This is a genomic window from Micromonospora sp. NPDC050686 (assembly GCF_040654475.1).
GTDB lineage: Bacteria > Actinomycetota > Actinomycetes > Mycobacteriales > Micromonosporaceae > Micromonospora.
This window is the reverse complement of the sequence record NZ_JBFAID010000094.1, coordinates 1-12,196: the sequence shown is the minus strand read 5'-3', so window position 1 is coordinate 12,196 and position 12,196 is coordinate 1. Positions and strand designations below refer to the sequence as shown.

General features: G+C 67.9%; 11 protein-coding genes and 1 pseudogene. 4 read left to right on the top strand and 8 right to left on the bottom strand.

Annotated features, from left to right (window positions below; all coding sequences use genetic code 11):
- Window positions 1–256: 256 nt before the first annotated feature.
- The 3 genes from istA to AB0H57_RS31655 all read left to right on the top strand — a co-directional run bounded on the left by istA (window position 257) and on the right by AB0H57_RS31655 (window position 3,961).
- Window positions 257–1,759 carry an IS21 family transposase gene (istA, locus tag AB0H57_RS31665; RefSeq protein WP_357512343.1) on the top strand — a complete coding sequence of 501 codons (1,503 nt, stop codon included), beginning with the start codon at window positions 257–259 and terminating at the stop codon, window positions 1,757–1,759.
- Window positions 1,756–2,547, top strand: coding sequence for an IS21-like element helper ATPase IstB (istB, locus tag AB0H57_RS31660; protein WP_088999046.1), 792 nt, complete (start codon window positions 1,756–1,758; stop codon window positions 2,545–2,547). Before istA ends, istB begins: the two co-directional genes overlap by 4 nt.
- Window positions 2,548–3,472: 925 nt before the next feature.
- Window positions 3,473–3,961: a hypothetical protein gene (locus AB0H57_RS31655; protein WP_357512342.1), complete on the top strand. Its 489-nt coding sequence runs from the start codon at window positions 3,473–3,475 to the stop codon at window positions 3,959–3,961.
- A 363-nt stretch (window positions 3,962–4,324) separates the two neighbouring features.
- Here AB0H57_RS31655 and AB0H57_RS31650 read toward each other — a convergent pair whose 3' ends face one another.
- The 4 genes and pseudogenes from AB0H57_RS31650 to AB0H57_RS31635 all read right to left on the bottom strand — a co-directional run.
- The gene (locus tag AB0H57_RS31650) at window positions 4,325–4,444 is read right to left on the bottom strand and encodes a VOC family protein (protein WP_357512341.1); all 120 of its coding nucleotides are present in this window, start codon (window positions 4,442–4,444) and stop codon (window positions 4,325–4,327) included.
- Between the two features lie 104 nt (window positions 4,445–4,548).
- Window positions 4,549–6,567 (bottom strand): penicillin acylase family protein, encoded by a 2,019-nt coding sequence (locus AB0H57_RS31645; RefSeq protein WP_357512340.1) that lies wholly within the window; start codon window positions 6,565–6,567, stop codon window positions 4,549–4,551.
- 356 nt (window positions 6,568–6,923) lie between these two features.
- Window positions 6,924–7,064 (bottom strand): hypothetical protein, encoded by a 141-nt coding sequence (locus AB0H57_RS31640; protein WP_357512339.1) that lies wholly within the window; start codon window positions 7,062–7,064, stop codon window positions 6,924–6,926.
- A gap of 263 nt (window positions 7,065–7,327) precedes the next feature.
- Window positions 7,328–7,579 (bottom strand): annotated as a pseudogene (locus tag AB0H57_RS31635) (transposase); the annotation flags it as partial.
- Between the two features lie 162 nt (window positions 7,580–7,741).
- Here AB0H57_RS31635 and AB0H57_RS31630 point away from each other — a divergent pair.
- Entirely contained in the window at window positions 7,742–8,635 is an 894-nt protein-coding gene (locus AB0H57_RS31630; protein WP_357512338.1) for an IS5 family transposase, read from the top strand.
- A 222-nt stretch (window positions 8,636–8,857) separates the two neighbouring features.
- Here the strand turns inward: AB0H57_RS31630 and AB0H57_RS31625 are convergent, their stop codons facing one another.
- The 4 genes from AB0H57_RS31625 to AB0H57_RS31610 all read right to left on the bottom strand — a co-directional run bounded on the left by AB0H57_RS31625 (window position 8,858) and on the right by AB0H57_RS31610 (window position 10,627).
- Entirely contained in the window at window positions 8,858–9,037 is a 180-nt protein-coding gene (locus AB0H57_RS31625; RefSeq protein ID WP_357512337.1) for an integrase core domain-containing protein, read from the bottom strand.
- Window positions 9,034–9,684 carry an IS3 family transposase gene (locus tag AB0H57_RS31620; RefSeq protein ID WP_357512336.1) on the bottom strand — a complete coding sequence of 217 codons (651 nt, stop codon included), beginning with the start codon at window positions 9,682–9,684 and terminating at the stop codon, window positions 9,034–9,036. Before AB0H57_RS31620 ends, AB0H57_RS31625 begins: the two co-directional genes overlap by 4 nt.
- A gap of 2 nt (window positions 9,685–9,686) precedes the next feature.
- Window positions 9,687–9,986, bottom strand: a complete 300-nt coding sequence (locus AB0H57_RS31615; RefSeq protein WP_357512335.1) for a transposase — start codon at window positions 9,984–9,986, stop codon at window positions 9,687–9,689.
- Window positions 9,987–10,408: 422 nt separating this feature from the next.
- Window positions 10,409–10,627: a winged helix-turn-helix domain-containing protein gene (locus AB0H57_RS31610; protein WP_357512334.1), complete on the bottom strand. Its 219-nt coding sequence runs from the start codon at window positions 10,625–10,627 to the stop codon at window positions 10,409–10,411.
- Window positions 10,628–12,196 lie beyond the last annotated feature (1,569 nt).

Here is a 12,196-nt window from a genome sequence, read left to right as displayed (position 1 = left end):
GGACTTTCGAACTTCCCACCAGGCCCCAACGCTCTGAACAGCGATAGGACCGGCGGACGTGTCACAGGAACCCAATTATCTGTGGAACCCGGGTGCATGTCGATTGACAAAACCGCTGCCCCGCATGTCGGCGGCCAGTGAAAGATCCCCATAGGCGGCCATTTACCGCCCCGCTGGTGGCCAGGGTTCTCCCCGTGGACGGCCAGATACCTCCCCGCTGATCATGACGAGACGCTGGTCGGCGAGGGTCGGCGGCGTGAAACGCGGCAGGGAGATCGTGGAAATCTTGGAGGCGTACGACCTCACGGGTAGTTACCGTGCGGCGGCCGAGCTGGCGGGGTGTGACCACCACACCGTGGCCCGGTATGTGAAGTTGCGGGCCGAGGGGCGCAGCCCGGAGGAGCGGACGCAGCGGGCTCGGCCGATCGACGAGTTCATGGACAAGATCGAGGAGTTGGTGGCCCGCTCGGGTGGCCGGGTCCGCGCTGATGTGGTGCACCGGCGGATTACCGCGATGGGTTTCGCCGGCGGGGAACGCACCACCCGGCGGGCGGTCGCGGTGGTGAAGAAGTCCTGGCAGGCGGGGCAGCGGCGGGTGTTCCGTCCGTGGATTCCGGAGCCGGGGTTGTGGCTGCAGTTCGACTGGGGCGAGGGCCCGCGTATCGGCGGCCGGCGGACCACGTTGTGGTGCGCGTGGCTGCCCTGGTCGAGGTTTCGGGTCGTGATTCCGGTGCTGGACAAGACGCTGCCGACGGTCGTGGCCTGCCTGGACGCCACGATGCGGCGCCTGGGTGGGGTGCCGGCCTATGTGCTGACCGATAACGAGAAGACGATCACGGTGGAGCACGTCGCGGACATCGCCGTGAGGAATCCGGAGATCGTGCAGGTGGCCCGGCATTACGGGATGACGATTCGCACCTGCGTGCCGGCGGACCCGCAGTCCAAGGGCGGCGCCGAGAACACCGTGAAGATCGCTAAGGCGGATCTGGTCCCGACCAGCGCGAATCTGCTCGGCCAGTACCGCACGTTCGCGGAGCTGGAGGCGGCCTGCCGTGACTTCACCGACGAGGTCAACGCCCGCCTGCACCGCGACACCCGCCGCCGCCCTGCCGAGGCCCTGCTCGAGGAACGGGAACGTCTGCATCCGCTGCCGGCGCAGCCGTTCACGGTCGCGTTCGGCACCACCCGCCGGGTGAACTGGGACTGCACCATCTCCGTTGACGGAGTCCGCTACTCGGTCCCGCACCGCCTGGTCGACACCCGGGTCTGGGCCCGGTTCCACGGCGATGAGCTCATCGTCACCGCCGTCGGCGACGCCGGGCCCGTCGAGGTCGCCCGCCATCCGCGGGCCCAGCCCGGCCGCCCGTCGATCCGAGATGAGCACTATCCACCCCGATCACGCCAGTCCGACACCGCTGAGCGGGTGCCGCGAGCCCGCACCGCCGACGAGGCCGCGTTCCTCGCCCTCGGCCCCGGCGCCGCCGCGTGGCTGGTCGAAGCCGCCGCGGCCGGCATCCGCGGGGTCCGCCGCAAGATGGCCGAAGCCGTCGCTATGGCCAAGCTGCACGGCGTCGACCACGTCGACCGGGCCCTCGGCACCGCCGCTTTGGCAGGCCGGTTCGCCGACAACGACCTGATCCGCATCCTGGCCCACCAACGCGACGACGACGCCCCACCCACTCGAGCCAGTGAAACCCACAGCCTGCAGCCAGGCACCTCTGCCTGGTCGACCTTCGGCACGACGACTGGAGAACAGTGACCATCACCCCGTTGCGGGTCACCGGCGCAGCCGGTGACCCGCTGACCGAAGCGATCGAGCTCACCCGCCGGCTGAAACTGCCGCACCTGCGCCGGGCGATGGCCGATCTGATCCCCACCGCGAAAGCTCAACGCTGGGACCCGGCCGAGGTCGTGCGAGTGCTCCTCGCAGAAGAGGCCGCCGGCCGGGACCAGGCCAACCTGCGCACCCGCCGCAAACGCGCCGCGTTCCCGGCCGGCAAGACCTTCGGCGACTGGGACGAACAAGCATCGTCGATCCCGCGGCCGACGCAGGACGCGCTGCGCAGCCTGGAATGGGTGCAACGCAAGGAGAACCTGTCCATCTGCGGCCCGTCGGGCACCGGCAAGAGTCACTTCTGCGAGGCCCTCGGGCAGGCCGCCGTCGAGGCCGGCATGACCGTCGCCTGGTTCACCATCGAAGACCTCGGCGTCATGGTCCGCCGCCACCGCCCCGACGACTCTGTCGCCCGAGCCATGGCCAGGCTGATCCGCACCGACCTGATCATCATCGACGACATCGGCCTGCTACCGGTCTCCCCAGACGCCGCCGAAGGCTTCTACCGCCTGGTCGACGCCGCCTATGAGCGGCGCAGCCTCGCGGTCAGCTCGAACCTGCACCCCTCCGGCTTCGACGAGATCATGCCCAAGACCCTGGCCACCGCCACCGTCGACCGGCTCCTGCATCACGCCCACGTCGTCGTGACCCAGGGTGACAGCTACCGGTTCAACCAAGCCACCGCCGGACAGGGCGTCAAAGCCTTGCACTGACCCCAGCACCACCCCACGGCGGGGAACTATCTGGCCGCCGCTGGGGAGAAACCATGGCCGCCAGCGGGGAAAACTACTGGCCGCCTACGGGGAGATCTGATTGGCCGTTGACACCCGCAGCCACCACCCCAACCCACCCGGAGAACCCACCCATGTCGCACGGATCGATCTTCAAACGCTGCGGCTGCCGCGATCCGCGCACCCGCAAACCCCTCGGCAACCACTGCCCGAAACTCCGACGCGCCAACCGGTCCTGGAACCCCGACCACGGTGTACCGGCGCTCACCGGCCGATCTCGAAGCGGTCTACCAGCAGGCCGGCAGTGTGACTGCCGTCGCCGACCACTACAACGTGCCCCGGCACACCGCCCAGGGATGGATCCGCACGCTGCGTCGCCGGCAAGCCGGACCAGTTCCTGAGTAGGGGAACCAGGTACAGGGTCAGAACCGGCAGACAGGCGTGCCGCTTCAAGGCGCGGGATAGGAACCTGACGGCGAGGGCCGTTGACGTGCTGCGACAACGGCACCGTCACCCGTGCCATGCTTCTGCGCCATTGGTATTGCAGTATTCCGGCCGGCGGCGGCACGAGGACCCGGTCAGTGCCCGGCCACCCGACCGACATCGGTGGAGCGCCGCGCGGCGCAGGTGTTATGCCCGCCCACTAACCCTCGGCGAGCTGCTGGTGAGCCGGGCCAGGGCGAGGCGGACCGGGTTCCGCCAGCCGGCGCGCCGGAACGGCTCGGGCGGGTTGAGCCTCCAGCCAGCAGCGGTAATACGGAGAGTATCCAGCACCGCCACCAGCTGCGGCGAGACGCTGCTGATGCCGCCCATCCGCGGGCCAGCCTCAGTCGTTCCCTGCCTGGCAACTTTGACCGAGTCAGGTTGCTGACTCCCCGCGTTGAAGCACGTCGGTACGGTGCCCGCCATGACCCGAACCTCCGCCGCCATCCGTGACGTGCTCTACGCTGCGCTCGGCGTGCTGCTTGCCGGCACCCTGGCCGCCTGCAGCGGCGGCACGCAGCCCGCCGCTGCGCCGACAAGCTCGTCGCCCTCGCCGTCCCCATCGAAGAGCGCCCCGCCCGTCGACGGCGGCTCGCTCACCAGCCCTCTGCTGCTCGTCGACGCCCTCAGCAAGGGCGGAATCAACTGCACCGGGTATGAGGCCATCGCCCAGCCGCGGGGCGCGGTCGCCAGGGGCAGTTGCTACGTCAGTGGCGAGGAGTACACGGTCGGCATTTACGCGTCCGCCGCTGATGCCCGAGCGCAACCAGACGCGGAGGCAGAGCTGCTGATGGGTGTAGCCCCGGTGGATCTGGTGCTCGGCCAAAACTGGACGGTCGGCTGCCCGGATGAACCGGCGTGTCGAAAGGTGGCCGAAGTGCTGGGCGGCGAGGTGTTCCACGAGGACGCCTAACCCGGACACGCGAAGAGGCCCAGCAAAGCTCACAGATGAGCGGAGCGTTGGTATCAGCGGCTGTGAACCTGAGCAATGGCGGGTCCTGTGCGCCCAGCGCCGCTGGCGTGACTACGACCGGCGGCGGTGCCCGGACTGCTCCGTTTGCTGGCCGCGCCTATACAGGCTCCGCGCTGACCGGGAGGTCAGCACCCGCGGATGCCAGCGGCCTCGGAAACGACCGGCAGGGCTCGAGCCGGGCCGCCTGAGGCGTGCGCACGTCCGTCGCGGAGTGCCATCACGTGACGTTCCCTGACCAGCGATGCGCCATCGGCAGGGCGGCGCATCCGCTTCTGCCGATGAGCGCGCATCCGTACGCCACCGTCAGCTGTAGTACTGAACGAGGCAGAACTCGTGGTCCTCCGGGTCGGCCATGACGACGACCACACCCTCGTCATAGTCGTGCCGTTCACCGGTGAACCGGCCACCGAGATTGATGACCACCCAGTTGCGGGGCGTCGGCCCAGCCTGCCATGACCACGCCGGCCGCAGAAGGAGGCGGTGTCACCCGTGCGCGGGGTGACACCTCCTTTGCGAGAGACGGCCGATCAGATGCCCGGCTTGTAGCGCCGCTCGACATGGCCCTTCAGGTCGTCGGGGTAGAAGTAGACGGGACGGAGGTTGCCGCTCGCGTAGCGTTCGGCCTGGTCGGTGAAGTGCGGCGAGTCGGGGTTCCCGCTGTTGCCACCCTCCCTTACCGCCCACGCGCGCAGCCTCGGCCCGAACTCCACGACCGCCACGAAGGTGTTACCGCTGGTGGCGTAGAAGCGCTTCGTTCCCGGCCGGCGCGACCCCGGGTAGGTGGCGAGGGAACCCCAGGTCCCGGAGGTGAACGGCACCGGGATGCTCGCCTTCGCGTCGTCGAACGTCTGAGTGATCTCGCCGTCGTTGCGCTGGAAGCGGTTGATCTCCCCCCACGGCACTTGCCAGCTGCCGAAATCTTGCGTCAGCTGGTTGACCGCAGCGTCGAGCGATGCGAGTCGCTGCGCATCGGTGTTGCGCGACCCGGCGGCCCAGAAGATGGCCAGCGACGTCGCGGTGGAATCGGCGGCCCAGTGGTAGTCCCAGCCGCGTAGCAGGCTGATCGGGCCGGAGAGCCGCACCTTCTGGGGGTCGCCTGCGGGCAGGCTCTCCCAGGCTGCGACGAGCTGCGGCAGGAGCCCGGCGAAGGCGCCGAGGTAGGAATCGAAGGCGACATCGCGCAGCGCCTGCGGGCTGAAGTCGTCCCGCCCGGTCATCAGCTGGATGACATGCCGCCCGCGCTCGTTCTCGCTGCCGGTGTTGAAGTAGCGGGGATAGTCAGCGGCGTTGGGGCTGTCCGCGCCCGCGGCGGTCCAAGGCCAGTTGTTCGTGTTGTACGCCCAGCCGTTCTGCGGATTCACTGCCTGCGGAATGCTCTCCAGGCTGTGCAGCCCTTGCCAGTCGGTCGCCGGGTCGCTGCCGTCCACGGGCTGGAGATAGTCGAAGCGATCGTCGCGGATCGGCATGAACTGCGGTAACAGGAAGGCGATGTTGCCCTTCGAGTCCGCGAACAACGTGCTGTTCGAGCTGTTGGCCCTGAGGCTCGCCACCTTGATGTAGTCCGCATAGTCTCGTGCCTTGGTGCGTAGGAAACTCTGCTGCAGCGCCTTGACGGGCGTGTTCATCAGCGCGCAGGCGATCCACCTGCCGGACGCCTGGCGCACGATCGGGCCGTGATGCGTGGCGAAGGTGGTGAAGCTGCGCTCGGCCTGCCCCCCGTCCACGGTGCGATAGGACAAGGTGATCGTCTTCGTCGTCACCGGCCGCAGCTCGTCGCCGTACCGGTAGGAGAGGCTGCCATCCGCCCCGGTCACGATGGTCTCGGAGAACTCGTCGATGTTGTCGACGGGAGCCGACGTGTGCATCCAGCCCACGTTCTCGTTGAAGCCCTGGTAGACGAAGAACTGCCCCCAGGTGCTCGCGCCGTAGGCGTTGAGCCCTTCCTCGCTCGTCATGTGCAGCTCGGAGCGGAAGTAGAAGCTGGTGTGCGGGTTGATCAGCAGCAGCGCCCTGCCGTCCTGCGTGTGGCTCGGAGCGATCGCGATGCCGTTCGAGCCCGAGGGCTCGCGGACCGGCTCGTCGGGCTCCGCATCGGCCATCGCCGCCGCCATCGCGCCAGTGTCGTAGAAGGCCCTGAGCTGGGTGAGCGACACCCGCTCGATGTCGCCACCGATGCTGCCTTCGCTGAAGCTCAACGCCATCCACGGCTCGAACCGCGTGATCACGCGCGGACGCACCTCGGGGTGCGTCGCGAGGAAGTAGTTCAGCCCGTCCGCCCATGCATCCATCAGGTTGCGCAACCAGGCCGGGCTGCTCGCATAGAGGTCCTTCAGCACCTCGGGATCGATGAACAGCCGCTGGCGCAGGTCCTGCCAGAGCGCCGTCTCGCCCTCCGCCTCGGCGAGGCGACCGAGGCTGACCAGATAGTTCCGCTCGATGCGGTTGAAGTCGTCCTCGGCCTGGGCATAGATCATCCCGAACACCGCATTCGCATCGGTCTTGCCGACCACGTGCGCGATCCCCCAGTCATCGCGGGTGATCGTCACGTGCGCCGCCTGCCTGAGCCAACGTGCATGATCGGGAGTAGCTCCCCCGGGTGCGGCGGACGCGACGCCCGGTGGCAGTCCCGCCACGACTGCGGCAGCGGCTGCTCCACCCAGCACGTGGCGTCGGCTGAGCCCTCCGTTCTGCGCCTGGTTCATGCTTTGTCCACCTTTCCTCGGGCGTCAGGGCGCGGATACGCGATCCGCGCGACGGCCGTTCGACCAGGGGTAGCAACGATCACCACTGCCTCCTGACCCTTACCAATCAAGCCGCTCTATGCGTACCACCCACCCAGACCCTCGGGCAATAGAGATCAGGAGGCATTTGATCTGCGAGACCTGCTCGTGATAATCGAAGCTCATCGAATCGGAGGCGTGCTGTAGCTGCGCAGCGCGTACTGGAAGCCGCCGGTGTAGCTAACCCAGAAGCCGGTGAAGGTTGGGGCGAGCGGCGCGCACCGCAGTCGCGCGTCGGCGATGGCCCGCAGGTGGTGCAGCACCCCTAGACACGAGTACGCCGCGCACCGGCGACACCTCTCGCCGAACAGGGATACGCCTACACCATCGCCGACGCCGACGTGTCCTCGGCCCCAAGCTCCCAGCGTGGGCTGAGGAGGTCGGCCCCTCAGGGTGCCCCGGTCGATCGCTTGGTCAGGCGGCGCTGAGCTTCCGTGGGACGTACTGATTGAGACTGATGCCATCCTCTGTCCGCGGCCAGTGAAGATGGCTCTGGCACGAACTTGGTGATCGTCATTCGTTGATGTCAGTCCCTGAGGAGGATCCGCCGGCGGAGCAGGTCCGGGTTTGCCCGGCCACACATCGCCCTTTTGATCATTTTGATGCGGTTCACGGCGCCTTCGACCGCGCCGGAGCTCCAGGTCATGGTCAGGCCGGCGGTGACCGCGCCCCAGTCCTTGCGTAATCCGTTTGCGAACGAGCGGATCTCCGGGATGGCGCCTTGTTCTGCCTGCTTGACCCATGCCTCAAGGTGGGCGCCGCCGCGGGTGCGCACTAAGGCGTGTTTCGTAAGTCGGGGTGTCCCCACACGCCCGGCGTCGGTTGCATCCCGTCGGGTGGTGTAGAAGCTGACCCGTTGCGGCGTGGCGGTGGTCGATAACTGAAGAGGTCTCCGGTATCTGGTTCTGCGACCAAGCAAGAACTTCATACCGGAGACCTCGTGCCCAGCGTAGCGGTGACGAGGCGGCATGACCTGACCGACAGGCAGTGGGCTGTTCTGGCTCCGTTGCTGCCTGCCGCGTCGACGACGGGTCGTCCGCCGAAGTGGGAGAAACGACAGCTCATCGACGGGATCCGGTGGCGGATCCGGATCGGTGCCCCGTGGCGGGACGTCCCGGCCGAGTACGCGCCCTGGCAGACGATCTACGGCCTGTTCCGCCGTTGGCAGCGTGACGGGACCTGGGACAAGATTCTGTCGGCGTTGCAGGCTGCCGGCGACGCGCAGGGCCGGATCGCCTGGACGGTGAGCGTGGACTCGATGACCAGTCGCGTCCACCAGCACGCCGCCGGTGCCCGCAAGGACGGGCATCTGCAGAAGGAGCCGCCCGGCGGCGTGCACGACGAGCCGGCCGACCACGCGCTGGGTCGATCCCGCGGCGGGCTGACCACCAAGACTCATCTGGCCTGCGAGCAGGGACAGAAGGTCCTCTCCCTGACCGTGACCGCCGGGCACCGTGGTGACAGCCCGCAGTTCATCCCCGTCCTGCGCCGCATCCGCGTGACCCGCCTCGGTGTCGGCCGGCCCCGCACCTGCCCCGACCTGGTCCTGGCCGACAAGGCATACACCAGTCGCGGCAACCGCAGATACCTACGCTCACGCGGGATCAAGGCCTGCATCCCCAGCAAGAAGGACCAGGACGCCCACCGCAAGGCCAAAGGCTCCAAAGGCGGCCGCCCACCCGCGTTCGACAAGGATCTCTACCGGCTACGCCACGCCGTCGAGAACGGCATCAACCGGCTCAAACGCCACCGCGGCATCGCCACCCGATACGACAAGCTGGCAGTCCGCTTCCAAGCCGTCCTGACCATCACCATCATCACCGAGTGGCTCTGACCGGCTTATGAAACACGCCTTAGTTCGGCGAACCCGCGGGCGAGGTCCCGGATGACGGCCAGGTCTGGGCAAAGGCCGCACAACCGGTCCAGCTCGGCCCGGTCATTGTCGTCGAGCCTGCTGGTCGGGGGGCTTGACCCCTGATCCTGGACACGGGGTTTATGCGGCCGGGGCCAGCGTAGCTTGCGCTGGCCGGGTGTTCTCTTCGTAGGTGATCGGTGGCTACTGTCCGAGCCGGGAGTGGCGGCGGACGGTGTTGTAGCGGTGCATCCAACGGAACGCGGTCAGCCGTGCTTCGCGTTCGTCGGTGAAGGCGCGGCGGCCTTGCAGGGTCTCGCGTTTGAAGGTGGCGTTGAACGACTCCGCGGCCGCGTTGTCGGCGGAGCTACCGACCGCGCTCATCGACTGCCGGACCCCGGCTGCGGTGCAGGCCTCGGCGAAGGCCCGAGAGGTGTATTGCTGCCCCTGTCGCTGTGGAAGATCACCCCTTCGATGCTGCCGCCGCGGGTGACGGCGGCCATGTTCAGCGCTGCGACGACCAGCCCGGCGTCGTGGTGGGCGCCCATCGCGTAGCCGAGAATGCGGCGCGAGTACAGGTCGATGACGGTGGCCAGATAGAGCTTGCCCTCGTCGGTGCGGATCTCGGTCATGTCGCCGCACCAGGCGACATCCGGCGCCGGCGCGGTGAACACCCGCTTGACCAGGTCCGGTGCGGCCGGACGTTTGCCCGGGCGGGTCAGGCCCCGGCGGCGGCGCTTGACCCGAGCGGCCAGCCCGGACTCGGTCATGAGCTGCGCGATCGTGTTGTCGGAGACCTGCCAGCCCTGCTCGCGCAGCTCGATACCGATGCGCGGGCTGCCGTAGGTGCCGCCCGAGTCGTCGAAGACCTTCCTGACCGCGGCCGCCAGCCGGGCACGCCGATCATCTCGGCGGGTTGGCGGCCGGTCGCGCCATTTGTAGAACCACGACTCGGACACCCCCAACGCCCGGCAGGCCACCGCGTGCGGCACGTCATGCTCGGTCCTCTGGGAAGCGATGAACCCGGCCACGCTCACCGGCCCGTCGCTTCCTTGACCCACAGGACCACGGATCGCTTGAGGACATCACGCTCCATCGCCAGCTCGGCGTTCTCCCGCCGCAGCCGGGCCAGCTCCGCCCGCTCGTCCTCCGACAACTGCCGGGCAGCGGCCTCACCGCGAGTCTCGCAGTCCTTCTTCACCCAGTTCGCCAACGTCCCGTCGTTGATCCCCAGGTCACGCGCCACCTGGGCGATCGACTTACCCGTCTCGCGCACGATGCGCACCGCGCCCGCCCGGAACTCCGGATCGAACTGGCGTCTCGTCTCAGCCATGAACCTCTATCCCTCAAGCTCTGGCCTCCACGCTACGAGGGGAACCGCATACCGACATGTCGCACGACTTTGTTAGGACCTCTTAAGCGCCTCCGGCTTGACCGGTGAGCGGCGGTCAAGCCAAGGAGGCAGCTAGATAACCAGCAGCGGCCGGTAGGAGACGACACAAGGCAGCACGGCGGCCATGCTCCTCAGTGCAAGACGGCATCGGATGACAACGAACGATTCTCCATGACCGCGTTCACACCGAAGAGGTCGCTGGTTCGATCCTGGTACCGGCTACCATCGATGCATATAGGTGGGAAGCCCAGGCTCAGGCTGGCGGGCTGGCCAATTGCAGTGCATCGCGTCGCGGCTCAGAATGCGGATTATGTGAGCACCTGGCGTCCACGACGAGCAAGTGATGACCCGCCCGGGCCCGGTCAGCCCTTCTTGCTGACGTACACGCCTCGACCCGGCTGGCCGTACACCAGGCCCCGCGCCTTGAGCTGGATCATGACGAACCGGATGACGGTCTCGCTGACCTCGTACCGCTCGCAGAGCTGACGGGTGCTGGGCAGGCGATCCCCGGGCTGCAACACGCCCGACTCAATCTGCCGCGTGATGTCGTCGGCGATCTGTTGATACAGCGGCTGAGCCATCGGTCGTCCTCCTGCAACAAGACAACACGCAGGGGGATTCATATGGCGACACGGGGTATCGTCGGTATACCCAGAGTACTAGGTAACGTAGGTTGCAGAAGGGGACTCCGATGGTCCGGTACGAGGAGTACGTGATAGCCGCTGCCCTCACCCTGGCCCGCCGGCACCGGCCGGTGTGGTCGTGGCGAAGGTGGAGGCGGATCTGCCGATGCGGGACCGACCTGCCCTGCCGGGCGAGGCACCGCCTGCCGATCAACCGGGGGCACTGGCCGGGTGAGGACAGATGACCACGCACGGACCGGTGCTGCCGATCTGGACCTGCGGCGGGTGCGGTGCCCCTTGGCCCTGCCGTACTCGTCGACAAGAGTTGCTCGCCGAGTACGCCGGCGCTCCCGTGTCCTTGAGCATCTACATGGGCTCGCACCTGGTGGCCGCGACTCAGGACATGAGCTGGGCACCGGCGGGCACCCTCCACCGCAGGTTCCTCGGATGGCTGAGGTGACCACACCTCACCCGGTGACGTGGTCTTCATCGGCCGGGAGTCCTCGGTGCAGTTCGCGAAACAACGGGCGCTCCGGATGCGGGTGGTGTCCGTCGACTCGACCCCGACCTACCAGGGGTGGATCTGGCTCACAGGGTATGTCCTGAACAAGCGGGGCGAGGCGGTCAACAAGCGAGAGGTGTACGTGATGAAGGCCGGGCTGCGCGTCGCCCCGGCACCCACCATCGGGAGACCGGGGCAACAGAGGCGCGTCAGGTCACGGGCGCCGGCCTAGCTTGATCTTAAAGTAGCGGCTGTTCGTGATGCGGCCTGAGCATGGGGACAGCCCTTGGGTCGCCCAACTGACCGTCGACAGGGAAGACCCCCGCGCGTGCGGGGACGACGCGGGAGTTGAGCCGGTACGACAGGTACACCCGCGCGTGCGTGGACGACAGCGTGCCGAGCCCGGCCGGCGGGCCGGTCTGCGGAAGACCCCCGCGCGTGCGGGGACGACGTGGCGGAATGGGAGGCGTCGGAGCCGACCCTCGGAAGACCTCCCGCGCGTGCGGGGACGACGTCTCCACCACGTCCGGGGTGGGGCCGGTGGCCGGAAGAGCCCCGCGATTACTCCGTAAGACGCCCTTCAGAGACGTAGCGCCACACAGCGCGGTCCAGCGCTTGCCTGGGACAACCAAGGCGATCCGCCGCTCTCTCGTAGATCGTCCGAAGCGAGACATAGCCGCGACATGAAACGCCAGCAGCATTGGCAAACGTGTCAAGGTGCCGGTCGATCGCCACCGCCGGAAGACCTACCAGCTGAGCCAGGTAGTCGCACGTCTTCGGCCCGATGCCGGGAACTGCTCGGAGGTAGGGCATGTTCTCACCAGTCCGCAGGAACCTGCGGAGGTCCTCCTCCGTCTCCACACCGAGGCGCTGAAGGGCGACGGCTAGCCCGTACAGCCGTCTCGGTTTGGTGCCGCGCCACCGCAGTGTCCTGGCTAGTGCCGTGACCACGAACGTTCGCGGTGATGGATGACACGCCGTCCGGCCTGTCAGCCGGGCGGCGTCGCCGGGGTCAGGCTGTGGCG